At 37.5% G+C, this 14672-nt stretch carries 11 protein-coding genes and 1 other annotated feature; of the genes, 10 read left to right on the forward strand and 1 reads right to left on the reverse strand.

What is annotated here, in order from left to right; all coding sequences use genetic code 11:
* The first annotated feature begins 53 nt into the window (after window positions 1–53).
* The 3 genes from AC5KOD_RS13905 to AC5KOD_RS13915 are packed head-to-tail and all read left to right on the forward strand — an operon-like array spanning window position 54 to window position 2259.
* Window positions 54–887: a DUF72 domain-containing protein gene (locus AC5KOD_RS13905; protein WP_496915167.1), complete on the forward strand. Its 834-nt coding sequence runs from the start codon at window positions 54–56 to the stop codon at window positions 885–887.
* Window positions 888–897: 10 nt separating this feature from the next.
* The gene (locus AC5KOD_RS13910; RefSeq protein WP_496915168.1) at window positions 898–1740 is read left to right on the forward strand and encodes a Cof-type HAD-IIB family hydrolase; all 843 of its coding nucleotides are present in this window, start codon (window positions 898–900) and stop codon (window positions 1738–1740) included.
* 15 nt (window positions 1741–1755) lie between these two features.
* The gene (locus AC5KOD_RS13915; protein WP_496915169.1) at window positions 1756–2259 is read left to right on the forward strand and encodes a pyrophosphohydrolase domain-containing protein; all 504 of its coding nucleotides are present in this window, start codon (window positions 1756–1758) and stop codon (window positions 2257–2259) included.
* 246 nt (window positions 2260–2505) lie between these two features.
* Here the strand turns inward: AC5KOD_RS13915 and AC5KOD_RS13920 are convergent, their stop codons facing one another.
* Window positions 2506–3861 (reverse strand): aspartate kinase, encoded by a 1356-nt coding sequence (locus AC5KOD_RS13920; protein WP_496915170.1) that lies wholly within the window; start codon window positions 3859–3861, stop codon window positions 2506–2508.
* Between the two features lie 659 nt (window positions 3862–4520).
* Between AC5KOD_RS13920 and AC5KOD_RS13925 the strand changes: the two genes are divergently transcribed.
* From AC5KOD_RS13925 to AC5KOD_RS13955, 7 genes are all read left to right on the forward strand, one after another.
* Window positions 4521–6254: a septation ring formation regulator EzrA gene (locus tag AC5KOD_RS13925; protein ID WP_496915171.1), complete on the forward strand. Its 1734-nt coding sequence runs from the start codon at window positions 4521–4523 to the stop codon at window positions 6252–6254.
* A gap of 198 nt (window positions 6255–6452) precedes the next feature.
* Window positions 6453–7601 (forward strand): cysteine desulfurase family protein, encoded by a 1149-nt coding sequence (locus AC5KOD_RS13930; protein ID WP_496915172.1) that lies wholly within the window; start codon window positions 6453–6455, stop codon window positions 7599–7601.
* A gap of 12 nt (window positions 7602–7613) precedes the next feature.
* Entirely contained in the window at window positions 7614–8831 is a 1218-nt protein-coding gene (thiI, locus tag AC5KOD_RS13935) for a tRNA uracil 4-sulfurtransferase ThiI (protein ID WP_496915173.1), read from the forward strand.
* Window positions 8832–8985: 154 nt separating this feature from the next.
* On the forward strand, window positions 8986–9654 hold the full coding sequence (locus AC5KOD_RS13940; protein WP_496915174.1) for a redox-sensing transcriptional repressor Rex: 669 nt from the start codon (window positions 8986–8988) through the stop codon (window positions 9652–9654).
* A 73-nt stretch (window positions 9655–9727) separates the two neighbouring features.
* Window positions 9728–10219, forward strand: a complete 492-nt coding sequence (gene tpx / locus AC5KOD_RS13945; RefSeq protein WP_496915175.1) for a thiol peroxidase — start codon at window positions 9728–9730, stop codon at window positions 10217–10219.
* A gap of 108 nt (window positions 10220–10327) precedes the next feature.
* Window positions 10328–10543, forward strand: a binding site (T-box leader).
* A 120-nt stretch (window positions 10544–10663) separates the two neighbouring features.
* Complete coding sequence (locus AC5KOD_RS13950; protein WP_496915176.1) at window positions 10664–13309, forward strand: valine--tRNA ligase; 2646 nt, start codon at window positions 10664–10666, stop codon at window positions 13307–13309.
* Window positions 13310–13327: 18 nt separating this feature from the next.
* Window positions 13328–14626: a bifunctional folylpolyglutamate synthase/dihydrofolate synthase gene (locus AC5KOD_RS13955; protein WP_496915177.1), complete on the forward strand. Its 1299-nt coding sequence runs from the start codon at window positions 13328–13330 to the stop codon at window positions 14624–14626.
* Window positions 14627–14672 lie beyond the last annotated feature (46 nt).

Consider the following 14672-nt stretch of genomic DNA (forward strand, 5'->3'; position numbering starts at 1 on the left):
TTTTTGCTAAACAAATTAAGATTGTGTAAAATATAGATGAGAGGATGACGGCAATGATTAATATCGGCTTAACTACTTGGTCCGAACATACTAGTTTAATAAAAAAGCCCAGAGCAACGCTGGGCGACTATGCGTCTAAATTGCCGGTTGTTGAAGTCGACAATCCATTTTATGGTATTCCTAGCCGAAAAACATTTCAAAATTGGGAGAGTCAGACTCCTGATGGCTTTAAGTTTTTTGTGAAAGCTAATCAAGCGATGACCCTACAAACTTCTTGGGAGGATTATTATGATTCCGAGAGGGCTCTTTACGAGACGTATCTGACCGCGATTGAACCACTTGTTTTAGCAGGAAAATTAGAAGCTGTATTGTGTCAATTTCCAGCGATGTTTGATTGTACGAGAGATAATATCGTTCATTTACGCCGAATACGTCAGTATTTAGGAGCCTTGCCGGTAAGTGTCGAATTGCGACATCCTAGTTGGTATGAGCCTCAACTGATCACAAAGACCATTGAATTTATGCGAGCTGAAGAATTCATTTTATTGACGATTGATGAGCCGCAAGTCGCGGATCGTTCAATTCCCTTTTATCCAGTAGTCACTCACCCTGATAAGGCGATTTTCAGACTCCATGGACGCTATAAAGATGGCTGGATTGCTAAAGGGGATGACTGGCGAAAGAGGCGAACGCTTTACCGCTATAATCAAGAGGAATTAGAGGAAATTAAAGGAGCAGTGCTAAAGGTCGCGTCACAAGTTAAAACAACTACGGTTATCTTCAATAATAATTCTGGAGGAGATGCGGCCGATAACGCGCTGGCTTTGAAAGAGTTATTAGGCATTGATTATTCAGGATTGAATCCAGAGCAGATTGATCTATTTTAGGAGCGAGAGAATGAACATACGTGCTGTATTTTTTGATATTGATGGAACATTAGTTACTCAACAGGCAAAAGCGTTAGAGTCAACAAAAGAAAGCATTGAAAAATTGAAGGCTCAAGGAATAATTTGTGGCATTGCTACAGGCCGTGGGCCAGTGAGACTCGATGATCAGATTGACAAATTAGCATTAGATGTGTTTGTTACATACAATGGTCAGTATGTATATACCCCCACGGAAGTCTTGTATGCCAATGCCTTTCCTACTGAATTGGTGAAAAAGTTGGCAGCTTTTTGTGACAAAAATAAACGTCAAATTCTTTTTGGTAGTAGTGATGAACTAGCTGGTAGTTCAATTATGAGTATTGGCCAAAAGGCATGGGCGAAACGTCTCCAGCGATTTTTGCCTCAGGCTAGAAATTCACTTCTATTTAAAAAGCTTGCTCAAAAAATTAGTCGAACGGGTAATAAACAACGCTATCAGGATCTAGCTATTTTGACCAAACCTATCTATCAGTGTGTGTTAATCAGTCCAGAAAGTGAGCAGCCTTTTTTAGAAACGCTGTTTCCTGAATGTAAATTTACTCGTTCTAATCCCTATACAGTTGATATTATTTTGAAAGAAAACTCAAAAAGTGTGGGGATTCAAAAACTTGCTGACCATTTGAATTTTACGTTAACTCAAACGATGGCTTTTGGTGATAGTTGGAATGACACGGAGATGCTACAAGCGGTTGGCGTAGGAGTGGCTATGGGAAATGCCACTGATGATATTAAGAAATTGGCTGATTACGTGACTGCTAGTAATGTTGACGATGGTATTTATAAAGCACTTTATCACTATCAAATTATTTCGTAGAAAAGAGGAATTTAGATGACACCTTATGAACAAGCAAAAGAGTTTCATGATAAGTTTCATCCAAGTGAAAATAAGTATCCAACTGCTTTTTCTTCACAAGAGGCACTTTATCGAGCTGGTTTCAAAGCAGAAGAATTAGTTGAATTTTTATACGCTTCAGCCAATAATAATCAAGCGGAGTTTCAAGAGCTAGTCACTCAATTGAAAGAGAGCATCGATCAATCGGTGGAAAAGATAACCCTCAAATCAGAGACAGTTCAAGATCCATTAGTTGAAGAAGTTGACGCATTGTTGGATACTCTTTACTTCACATATGGGTCTTTTGTTTTAATGGGAGTGGATCCAACAGAGCTCTTTACGATTGTTCATCAAGCGAATATGGGAAAGTTATTTCCAGATGGTCTTCCGCATTTTCATCCAGTAACCGGTAAAGTCATGAAACCAGAAAATTGGGCGATTGATTTTGCCCCAGAAAAAAAAATAAAACAAGCGTTGGATCAACAACGAAAAACAAGCTAGAAGTCTGTCTAGTTTTTTATGCTGAAAACCTTGAAATACCAAGGGGGTGAACAGGACTCGATCGAGGACTTTGGTGTAAGGTGTTGTTTTGCTGTGTGTTTTAAGGTTCTTGATGGAGGACTTCTGTTTTAACCTTGCTTATTTTTATTTCAGTGATTTATGGATGACGATAGATGAATGCTGTTTCTTATAAAAATCCCCCATCACTTTTAAGTGATGGGGGATTTGAACTATTAGTGATTAAGTTTAATCAAAAAATGATTGGTAAAGAGCTTGAATTGCCACATTTTCATGACAGCTTTTAATTCCAAAAAGAATACTAACCTCAGATGATCCTTGGTTAATCATTTCTAAATTGACTCCGGCTGCAGAAAGTGCATTTGTACTCTTTGCGGCTGTTCCAATATTGCTCTTCATACCTTCGCCAACGATCGCAATCATCGACAAATTATGATTAACATGGATTTCATCGACGTGAAGTTCGTTTTTAAAGCGAGCCATTAGACGATCTTCGACTTCGGGTGTTAATTGATATTCGCGGACAATGATTGAAATATCATCGATTCCAGACGGCATGTGTTCATACTTAAGGTTTTCGTCCTCAAGGATTTCAAGCACCTTACGTCCAAAGCCGATTTCTCTATTCATTAAGTATTTACTCATATAGAAGATAGCAAAACCAGAATCACCGGCAATGCCAATAACACCTTCTTCACCCACATGTCGATCCAGTAAAATCTTTGTGCCAGGTGCACTTGGATTATTCGTATTTTTTATTACAACCTCGATTCCAGCCTGATAGGCTGGGATTAGAGCCTCATCGTGAAAGACCCCAAATCCAGCGTAACTTAATTCACGCATTTCTCTAAAGGTCAGCTCTTCAATTTTTTGAGGATGTGAAACTAGCCCAGGATGGGCCGCAAAAATTGCATCTACATCAGTGAAATTTTCATAAAGATCTGCTTTAACACCGGCTGCTAAAATAGAACCGGTAATATCTGACCCTCCTCGAGAAAACGTGCATATCTCACCAGCTTCAGTGTATCCAAAGAAACCAGGGATTACTAGAACTTCTTCGGTATCACGTAAGTCAAGCAGCTTTCTATAAGAATCAGGCAGAATCATCGCATTCCCAGGCTCAGCACTGACAATTAGGCCTGCATCCTGTGGATTTAGATAACGAGCATTCAGACCATTCTTTTTGAAAAAGGTAGCAACTAGTTTGGCGTTATTATTCTCACCGCTTGCTTTAAATCGATCTAACACCCATGCAGGATCTTGATTTAAACTAGTATCAGCGGCCAAATTAATAATAGTCTGGCGGATGTCAGAAACGATGTCCTCTCCTAAATCAAGTTCAAATGCAATGGCCTCATACCGCTCAATAATTCGTCTTTGAACGGTTTGATAATCAATATCTGCTAGAAAAGCTTCTGCATAATCAATTAGTAAATCTGTTACTTTGTCATCTTCTGCAAATCTTTTCCCGGGCGCAGAAACAACAACAATTTTACGTTCATCATCAGATTTGACGATGGCTAATACTTTATTCAATTGAGTTGAGGAAGCAAGTGAACTTCCTCCAAATTTTACAACCTTCATACGTTCAACCCCTACCATTCGTAAGCTTTACTTTAATAATTAAGTGTTTACTTAACAGAATACCTAAATTAGCTAGTAAAATCAATACAGAAGAGTCGAAAATTATGATAATTTAGTATTTTTTTATTCTTGTATCCTAATTATTGATAGAAGCAAAAGAGTCGCAACTATTTAATTTTTGACTAAACTAGCGATTGAACGAAGTTCACTTTGGTAAGTAAAGGCGTTATTAAGCGGAAATAGTAAAGAAATAACGAGAAAAAAATATTTTAGCCAGATAAAACTAGCAATTATCTAAAATAAGTTGTATAATTTTTTAGGGAAAAGCCTTTTTCGTGAAGGCTTTTTGTTTATGTAAGTTATCTAATCTGAGTAGAGATTCTAGTTAGGTTGGGATTTTGCTTAGTTAACCTTGAAAATTAAGTTAGTTTTTGTGTCTGTTTACTTGAAGCTTTTAAAGCTTTTATCATTTAACTAGTGAATGATATGATTTCCTATGTTATAATTTTAGAGATAGATGCAAAAAATAGAAACAAATTAAAAATAAACCTTAAAATGATTTACTTTTAGTGTTTTTTAGTATCAAAAATGCTAGGCTTATAGCTGTGTTATAACTAAAAGTAATCTTGATAATTGATAGAAAAGACGGAGGAAATTTCATGAAATCAACTAGTATCTGGCTTTGGGTATTCTTAGCGGTCATCGTCATCATCGCTTTGCTATATTTTATCGCTTTTTTAATGAAAAGAAAAAATGAAGAACGATTGGACGAATTAGAAAAGCGGAAGATTGATTTGTTTGATCTGCCAGTCATTGAAGAAGTTGAAGAAGTTAAAAAGATGCATTTAGTTGGTCAAAGTCAAAATACTTTTAGAGAATGGAATCAGCGTTGGACAGATATTTCTACCGCTTCCTTTGCAGAGCTAGAAAGCCGTATTTACGAAGTTGAAAATTTGAATGAAACATTCAGATTTATGAAAGTAAAGAGTGCTATTGAAGATGCTTATGAAACAATGGATGAGATGGAAGAGCAAGTTGAATCAATTCGTTTAGGATTGAAAGAGTTGCGTGAGAGTGAAGAACGAAACTCCTTAGCTGTGCAACAAGCTCTAGATAAATACGAAGAAATCAGCGCGTTATCTAAAGAAGAAACGAAAAAATATGGTCCTGCTATTAGCGAAATTCAAAAACAAGTACAAAGTATTGAAAATGAGTTCACTCAATTTGTTGCATTGAATACGGCTGGTGACCCTATGGAAGCTGGTTCTGTGTTAGAGCATGCTGAGGCACGAACGTATGAATTAGAAGCGATTATGGAAATGATTCCTCCTCTGTATGAAGAGTTGGATAAAGTTTTTCCTAATCAGATGAAAGAAATTATTAATGGCCATAAAAAATTAGTGAAGCAAAACTTTAAATTTCCAGAAGATGAAATCAAAAAGAATATTGTTAAAGTAAATTCTCGTATCAAAAAGAATTTAGCTTACTTAGAAAAATGTGAAGTACAGGTTGTAGCCGAAAATAATGCGGACATTTCAGAACGTATTGATCAATTATATGAAGTGATGGAAACCGAAATAAAAGCTCAGACTTATGTCAAAGCTAATATGAAGACTATCCGAGAGTTTATTGGACATGCACTACGGAATAATCGTCAGCTGTTAATCGAATTAGATCATATATCTCAAAGCTATGCTTTAAATCATAATGAACTAGGACGCTCGCGTGGCTTCCAAACACAGTTAGAAGAATTGACGAAACAGTTTACTGCGATTGAAGAGCAGCTTAAGAACCATGAAGCCGTTTATAGTGAGGTTGAGGTTCGCTTAAAAGACGCCTATGCGTTGTTGGATGAAATTGAAAATCAACAAATTGAGATTAATACTTCGTTACAATCATTGCGTAAAGGTGAAAAAATTGCGCAGAAGAAGATTGATGATTTTGAGTTTAGTTTGCGAAACATGAAACGGTATGTGGATAAACAACGTCTGCCAGGTGTGCCAAAAGAGTACTTAGAATTTTTCTTTGTGGCAACGGATCGAATTGAAGAATTAAGTAAAGAGTTAAACAAAATTCGAATTGATATGGAACAGATTAATCGTTTAGTAGAGTACTGTGAAAAGGACATAGAAGTACTTGAAGAGAAAACAAATGAATTAGTAGATAGTGCGGCCTTGACGGAGCAAATGTTACAATATTCTAATCGTTATCGCCATAGTCATGAAGGAGTTAGCCAAGCGATAGATAAGACATTACAATTGTTTAATGTTGAGTATCGTTATCAAGATGCGTTAGACGAAATAGGTTCTGCTTTAGAGCGGACTGAACCTGGTGCGTTTAAACGAATTGAATCTTTCTATTTTAACAATAAAGAAAGTATCACTCATTTTTAACTGAACTAAACTGTTTCTCTCGGAACTATTATACGGGAGAAACAGTTTTTCTTTTCATTTTCTTTAAGAAGTCGATTGTATTTTGGGAAAATAGCGACTATAATGAATAGGGATTTTTAGTAGAGGTAGCTAATTAATGATGATGACTTACAAGAAATACTATCAGCATGTAAGACTGATAGAGAAAAGAGGCAAAAAATGATTTATTTTGATAATAGTGCAACGACAAAAATACATCCAAGTGTTTTGGATACGTATCTTAAGACAAGTCAACGAATTATTGGAAATCCGTCAAGTCTGCATCAATTGGGAAGTCAAGCAACTCGTCTTCTTGATCAATCTCGCAAGCAGATTGCAGAGTTACTGGAAGTATTTCCAGAAGAGATTTATTTTACGAGTGGTGGGACTGAAGGAGATAACTGGGTTATCAAAGGGACTGCGATTGAAAAAAATGGATTTGGTAAGCATTTAATTATTTCTGATATTGAGCATTCAGCAGTTTCAAAGGCTGCGCAGCAATTAGAACAGTTTGGATTTGAAATTTCCAAGGTACCAGTAGACAATCGTGGAATGGTTGATGTCTCAGCGCTATCGTTGCTCATTCGTCCTGAGACTATCTTGGTTTCAATTATGGCCGTTAATAACGAAGTTGGAAGTGTTCAACCTATTGAAGAAGTTAGTAAGATTTTGGCACCTTATCCAACCATTCACTTTCATGTAGATGCTGTTCAAGCCTTAGGAAAGGTACCATCTTCAAGGTGGTTAACTCCGCGTGTTGATTTCGCTACTTTCTCAGCTCATAAATTCCATGGACCAAAAGGGGTCGGGTTTCTTTTCAGTCGTAGAGGTCGGTTAATCGCCCCACTTTTAAATGGAGGTGGTCAAGAGAGTAATCATCGTAGTGGGACTGAAAATGTTCCGGGAATTGTTGCAATGTCTCGGGCGGTCCGTTTGCATTTAGACGATCAAGATTTGAAAAATCGGCGAGAAGCTAATATTAAAGAGTATCTCTTGGATTCATTAGGTAAGTATGATAAAGTGACCATTTTTTCTGAGAATAACGAGAATTTTGCTCCTCATATTCTATGCTTTGGCTTAAAAGGAATTAAGGGAGAGGTATTGGTCCATGCTTTTGAGCAAAAAGATATCATAATCTCAACGACGAGCGCCTGTTCAAGTCGCAGTAAGGTTGCTGGAAGCACGCTACATGCAATGGGTGTTCATGATGCTGTTGCAACTACAGCCGTTCGCTTAAGTTTAGAAGCTGGATCGACCATGGTTGAAGCTGAGCAGTTTATGATTGTTTTTAATCAGTTGTATCAACAATTCTCAAAAATTAATGATTAGGGAGGGAAGTTAATGAACTATACAGAAATTATGGTCCGCTATGGAGAACTTTCTACCAAAGGTAAAAATAAGCGGATTTTTATTAGTATTTTAGCATCTAATGTCAAGAAGGCACTTAATCAATACCCTAAAGTGAAAGTTCATGCGAATCGAGATCGTATGCATTTGCTACTAAATGGAGAAGACAGTGCAGGGGTTATCGAATCTTTAAAACCAATTTTTGGTATTCAAAATGTATCACCTTCAATAAAGATAGAGAAAACGACTGAGGCTATTTATGCAACAGCAGTGACTTTGATGAAAGAAGTCTATCAAGAAGGACAAAGTTTTAAGGTGAATACTAAGCGTTCAGACAAAGAATTTGAATTGGATACTAATGAGTTAAACCGAGAAGTTGGTCATCATGTTATTCAAGCTATTCCTGATATTGTTGTGCAAATGAAGAAACCAGATATAACCTTGCGAGTAGAAATTAGACCAGATGGAGCGTTTATATCCTGTGAAACAATTTTAGGGGCTGGTGGCCTACCGGTGGGGTCAAGTGGCCGTGGTATGTTAATGCTTTCCGGTGGAATTGATTCGCCAGTAGCTGGTTATTTGGCTATGAAGCGTGGGGTTCAAATCGAAGCTGTTCATTTTCATAGTCCTCCTTATACAAGTCAACAAGCATTAAATAAAGCAAAGGATTTAACGGTCAAATTGGTACCATATGTTGGGAGTATTCAGTTTATCGAAGTGCCTTTTACAGAAATTCAAGAAGAAATTAAGAAACATGTTGAAGAAGGCTATTTGATGACAGTCACTCGTCGGTTTATGTTGCGAATTACAGATCGTATTCGTGAGAAGCGCAAAGGCTTAGCAATTATTAATGGTGAATCACTAGGGCAGGTTGCTTCTCAGACCTTACATAGCATGATTGCGATTAATGAAGTTACGTCAACGCCAATCATTCGTCCAGTGGTCTCGATGGATAAGAGTGAGATTATCGAAATAGCGGAAAAAATTGATACCTTTGATTTGGCTATTCAACCATTTGAGGATTGCTGCACAATCTTTGCTCCACCAAAACCAAAAACTAAACCTCGTTTAGATAGAGCAATCGGTTATGAAGAAAAATTAGATGTAGAAGGGTTGATCGAACGAGCTGTTGCGGGGATAAAAGTCAGTGAAATACAGTCAGGTCAACAATTTTTAGCAGGAAAACAAGAAGAATTTGACGACTTATTATAATATAAATAAAGGGTTGGAACGGAAGTATTTTTACTTTTTGTTTCAATCTTTTTTATATATTGAGATAATTAATCAGTATTTTCACAAAGTTATTGTAAAGAGTCTCAGTCAATGGTACACTTAAAGTGTGAATGTTTTAACAAGAGGTGAGAGAATGAAAAAAGAAGAAGAATGTAAAATACCAAATGCAACAGCAAAAAGAATTCCTTTGTATTATCGCTATTTAAAAATTTTAGAAGAATCGAATGTTGAACGAATTAAGTCTAAGGAATTTAGCCAATTAATCCAGGTTCCTTCTGCGACAATCCGACGTGATTTTTCACATTTTGGTGAATTAGGAAGAAGTGGCTATGGCTATGACGTTAGCTATTTAATTCAAGTGTTTAGTCATATCCTAAATACTCAAGTTGAGAAGCGCATTGCGCTGATTGGTGTTGGGAATTTAGGGAAAGCGTTGATTAAAAATAATTTTCGTCGAAATGAATACTTGAACATCGTCAGTGCCTTCGATAGTGATCCAAATCTGGTGGGGACAAAAATTAATAACATCACAATCCGTCATATGGATGAGCTAGATGAAGTTGTTGCAAAAGAGGGCGTTATGACAGCTATTTCAACAGTTCCAAGTAAGCATTCTCAAGGAGCAGTTGATTCGATTGTTGCTTCTGGAATTACTGCAATCTTAAATTTTGCGCCAGGTAGGGTAAAAGTTCCTGACAATGTTAAGATCCAGTACATCGATTTAACGACAGAATTGCAAACATTGATTTATTTTGACGAAAACTTTACTTCCAATCATCAGTTTAATTTCGCTAACCAGTAAGCATGAGTTTTGTTTTTAGATGAGATATCTCGTATACTAATAGTATCAAATATGGGAGGAGTTATCAGTAAATATGAAGGTAACATTGAAAGGCAAGCCATTAGAATTAGCAGGTGTCCAACCAAAAGTAGGAGAAAAAGCACCCGATTTTTCATTAGTTAATTTGAATAAACAAATTATTCAATTGTCAGATCTTTCAGATAAACCCGTGATTATTAGTGTGGTTCCAAATATTAATACGAGTGTATGTCAATTGCAAACGAAGCGTTTTAATGAGGAAGCGGCTAAAATAGACGGCGTTCATTTTTTAACTATTTCTAATAATACTAAAGAGGAACAAGAGTCTTGGTGTGCAGCAGAAGGCGTTGATATGCAGATGCTTCATGATACAGAGTTGAAATTTGGCAAGCTTTATGGCTTGTTTATGCCAGAGGTTGACTTGTTAGCTCGCGCAATTTTTGTAGTAGATAGAGAGATGACGATTGTTTACGAAGAGTTAGTGCCAGAGATTGCAACAGAACCAGATTATGAAAAAGCACTAGTAGCTGCTAAAGAATTAATTTAATCAGATTAACCTCCTTTGTTTGAGTTCTTAAGAAGGAGGTTTTTTTGTTGTGATGTTAGTTTATCTAGAAGAATGTTTGACGTAAAGTGACTTTCCATGTAGAATATGGTAAGGACATTGAGCAAGAAGAGTAGCTGTTGAAATAGTGCTAGAAAGAGAACCCTAAGGCTGAAAGGTTTTTACTAGGAAGAGAGTGAAGGTAGCTTGTGAGTCGATTAATTGAACTGATAGTAAGTTAATCCGAGTCGTGATCGTTATCTCACGCTAGAGATATAACTTTTTTGGTTATAAATTAGGTGGTACCGCGTGAATGACGCCCTAAGACACATGTGTGTTTTAGGGCTTTTTTGTTGTAGACAATCATCTCTACAGTCATTTTAGCGTCCCTATACTATCAGAGAATTGTTAATAATTACTAAATATACATAGGAAAGAGGAATGGTTATGTCAGAAGAAAAAAACTTAGCTCCTAAATATGCGCCCCAAGAAGTTGAAGTTGGGCGTTATGCAAAGTGGGTTGAGGATAAGCGATTTGTTCCAAGTGGCGATTTAGACGCAGCTCCGTATTCAATTGTTATCCCTCCGCCAAATGTGACTGGAAAATTACATTTGGGGCATGCATGGGATACAACATTACAGGATATTATTATTCGTCATAAGAGGATGCAGGGTTATGATACATTATGGTTACCAGGGATGGACCATGCCGGTATTGCAACTCAAACAAAAGTAGAAGAAAAGCTGGCTGAGGATGGTTTAACACGGTATGATTTAGGGCGTGAAAAGTTTGTAGAAAAAACATGGGAATGGAAAGAAGAGTATGCGGGGCATATTCGAGATCAATGGGCAAAGATTGGTATATCAGTTGATTATTCTCGCGAACGCTTTACTTTAGATGAAGGGTTGTCGGATGCTGTACGGAAGGTATTTGTTGGCCTATATGAAAAAGGGTTGATCTATCGCGGCGAATATATTATCAACTGGGACCCGAAAGCTAAGACTGCTCTTTCAGATATTGAAGTTATTCACAAAGATGTAGAAGGTGCTTTTTATCATATGAGTTACTTATTAGCAGATGGTAGTGGGGAATCAGTTGAGATTGCGACAACTCGTCCTGAAACAATGTTAGGAGATACGGCCGTGGCAGTACATCCTGATGATGCACGTTATCAACATCTGATTGGTAAAAAAGTTATTTTACCTTTATTGAATAAAGAAATTCCTGTGGTGGCAGATGGGTATGTGGACCCTGAATTTGGAACAGGTGTCGTAAAAATTACGCCAGCACACGATCCAAATGACTTTGAGGTCGGTAACCGTCACAGTTTGCCGCGAGTTAATGTCATGAATGAAGATGGCTCTATTAATAGTCTTGGTGGGAAGTACGAAGGCATGGATCGCTTTGTAGCTCGAAAACAAGTCATCAAGGATTTAGAGGCGGAAGGCCGTTTGGTTAAAATAGAAAAAATGAGTCACAGTGTTGGTCACTCTGAACGGAGTGGTGTTGTTGTTGAACCTCGTTTGTCAACTCAATGGTTTGTTAAAATGGCGCCACTTGCTCAAGAAGCGCTGGCTAACCAAAAAACAGATGACCGTGTTGATTTTTATCCGCCGCGCTTTAATCAAACTTTTACAACGTGGATGGAAAATGTTCATGACTGGGTTATTTCACGTCAATTATGGTGGGGACATCAAATTCCTGCTTGGTATCATAAAGAAACAGGAGAGATGTATGTTGGTGAAGACGCTCCGGCCGACAGTGAGAACTGGGTACAAGATGAGGATGTCCTTGATACGTGGTTTAGCTCAGCTTTATGGCCTTTTTCAACTTTAGGCTGGCCGAATGAAGAAGCGCCAGATTATCAACGTTATTTCCCTAATTCGACCCTAGTTACAGGATATGATATTATCTTTTTCTGGGTGAGTCGCATGATGTTCCAAAGTTTGGAATTCACTGGTAAAGCACCGTTTAAGAATGTCTTAATGCATGGGTTGATTAGAGCGGAAGATGGCCGCAAAATGAGTAAATCTCTTGGTAACGGGATTGATCCGATGGAAGTGATTGATAAATACGGAGCTGATGCGTTGCGTTGGTTTATGTCAAATGGATCAACGCCAGGTCAGGACATGCGTTTTAGTTATGATAAGATGGATGCGTCTTGGAATTTTATCAACAAAATTTGGAATGCTAGTCGATTTGTTTTGATGAATACGGAAGAATTTACGTTTGAAGAGATTGATTTAACGGGTCATAAAACGGTAGCTGATCGGTGGATTTTGACACGATTGAATGAAACGATTGAGCGTGTTAATACGTTATTTGAGAAGTTTGAATTTGGAGAAGCCGGTCGTCATTTATATAACTTTATCTGGGATGATTTCTGTGATTGGTACATTGAGATGAGTAAAGAAGTGTTATTTGGTGAAGATGAGGCTCAAAAACAAATGACTCGGAGTGTTCTTGTTTATACATTAGATAATATTTTACGATTACTGCATCCAATCATGCCATTTGTAACAGAAGCTATCTGGGAAAAAATTCCTCATGAAGGTGATTCGATTGTGGTTGCAAATTATCCGACAGTTGTTCCAGAATTAAGTGATGAGCAAGCTGCTCATGGTATGGAAGTGCTGAAAGAGGTGATTCGTTCTGTACGTAATATTCGTGCAGAAGTGAATACGCCATTATCTAAAGCAATTACATTGTTGATTAAAACTAATGACTCAGCTGTTGAGGACTTTTTGAAAACAAATAAAAATTATATTGAACGCTTCTGTAATCCAGAAGAATTAGTTATCTCGCCAGCTATTGAGGCGCCAGAATTGGCGATGAGTGCGGTGATTACAGGTGCTGAAATCTATTTACCGTTAGCTGATTTAATTAATATAGACGAAGAAATCGCTCGTTTGGAAAAAGAGTTGGCTAAATGGACAACAGAAGTTAAGCTAGTTCAAGGCAAGTTATCTAATGAACGTTTTGTGGCGAATGCACCAGAAGAGGTGGTAGCTGGTGAGCGTGAAAAAGAAAAAGGGTATCTAGAAAAACAAGCAGCTGTTAAGGAAAGAATTGCTACCTTACGAGATAAGTAGTGAGAAGGGAGCTCGAGTATGACATATACGGAAGCGCTAGAGTGGATTCATAGTCGTTTAGCGTTTGGCTCACGTCCGGGTTTGCAACGGATTAATGGCCTACTCGACAAAATTGATAACCCACAGCGAAAGATAAAAACAGTTCATATTGGTGGGACTAATGGAAAAGGGTCTACTGTGACCTTTTTAAGGTGCTTATTGGAAGAGATGGGTCTCGTTGTTGGGACCTTCACTTCCCCTTATATTACACTATTTAATGAACGAATTGCTATCAATGGTAGTCCAATATCTGATCAAGAATTAGTGAGGATGGTTGAAAAGTTTCAGCCGTTAGTTGCTGAACTTGATCAAATACCTGAGCTTAGTGGCGCGACGGAATTTGAAATTGTTACAGCAATGATGTTTGATTATTTTTATGAAAAAGTTGTTGATGTAGCGATTATTGAGGTCGGCTTAGGTGGAACACTTGATTGTACCAACGTTATTACACCGCTTATTTCAGGAATCACAACAGTTGGGTTAGATCACATGGACATTTTGGGATACACGATACCTGAAATCGCTGCTCAGAAGGCTGGGATTATCAAGGCTAGAAGGCCGGTGGTAACAGGTAATTTAACAACAGAAGCTTTTGATGTTATTGCTGAAGTCGCGAAAGAAATGAAAAGTACACTGTCTCAGTATCAAGTTACGTATCAAATTAAAGAAGCGCGTTCTTTAGGAATGAATGGCGAGGTTTTTGATTTTATCAGACCCAATTTTGAAATGAAGGCTGTTGAGATTCCTTTAGTTGGTCAACATCAACGAGACAATGCTGGTTTAGCTATTGAATTATATTATCAATTAGGTTCAATGCTTGGGTATGATGTAAGTCAGGAAATGGTGAGAAAGGCTCTTAAGAGAGTTGAATGGGCTGGGCGAATGGAAACGATCAGTCAATCGCCCCTTGTGCTAATTGACGGGGCTCATAATGAGCCTGCGGTTGAAGTTTTAGTCCATAATCTAAAAATGGAATTTCCTAATAGGAAGATTTATACGATTTTTGCGGCAATAAGGCCCAAAGAAGTTGAAAAGATGTTACACTTACTTATGACAGTTCCTGATTTACATTTATTTTTAACCAGTTTTGATTATCCTAAGGCCTATGAGCTTGGTGATTATCCAGACATGGCCGGGAAAGCTTTGCTGGTTGCTGACTGGCAAGAGAAGTTATTACAATTGCAGGAGCAGATAAGTGAAAACGATGTGTTGTTAGTGACTGGTTCGTTGTATTTTATTTCGCAGGTCAGAGCGTTTTTATTAGAAAATGTGAAATAAGGGATTAAAGTAGCTGAACTTTTTTGATGTGAGCATGATAGATATA

This window comes from Vagococcus sp. WN80Y (assembly GCF_059621045.1).

What these genes read in the sequence shown, in the direction of transcription:
- AC5KOD_RS13925 (WP_496915171.1), top strand. Translation starts at nt 4,521, where the DNA reads ATGAAATCAACTAGTATCTGGCTTTGGGTATTCTTAGCGGTCATCGTC.
- AC5KOD_RS13940 (WP_496915174.1), top strand. Translation starts at nt 8,986, where the DNA reads ATGAAAAAAGAAGAAGAATGTAAAATACCAAATGCAACAGCAAAAAGA.
- AC5KOD_RS13905 (WP_496915167.1), top strand. Translation starts at nt 54, where the DNA reads ATGATTAATATCGGCTTAACTACTTGGTCCGAACATACTAGTTTAATA.
- AC5KOD_RS13915 (WP_496915169.1), top strand. Translation starts at nt 1,756, where the DNA reads ATGACACCTTATGAACAAGCAAAAGAGTTTCATGATAAGTTTCATCCA.
- AC5KOD_RS13955 (WP_496915177.1), top strand. Translation starts at nt 13,328, where the DNA reads ATGACATATACGGAAGCGCTAGAGTGGATTCATAGTCGTTTAGCGTTT.
- AC5KOD_RS13920 (WP_496915170.1), bottom strand. Translation starts at nt 3,861, where the DNA reads ATGAAGGTTGTAAAATTTGGAGGAAGTTCACTTGCTTCCTCAACTCAA.
- AC5KOD_RS13910 (WP_496915168.1), top strand. Translation starts at nt 898, where the DNA reads ATGAACATACGTGCTGTATTTTTTGATATTGATGGAACATTAGTTACT.
- tpx (WP_496915175.1), top strand. Translation starts at nt 9,728, where the DNA reads ATGAAGGTAACATTGAAAGGCAAGCCATTAGAATTAGCAGGTGTCCAA.
- AC5KOD_RS13930 (WP_496915172.1), top strand. Translation starts at nt 6,453, where the DNA reads ATGATTTATTTTGATAATAGTGCAACGACAAAAATACATCCAAGTGTT.
- AC5KOD_RS13950 (WP_496915176.1), top strand. Translation starts at nt 10,664, where the DNA reads ATGTCAGAAGAAAAAAACTTAGCTCCTAAATATGCGCCCCAAGAAGTT.
- thiI (WP_496915173.1), top strand. Translation starts at nt 7,614, where the DNA reads ATGAACTATACAGAAATTATGGTCCGCTATGGAGAACTTTCTACCAAA.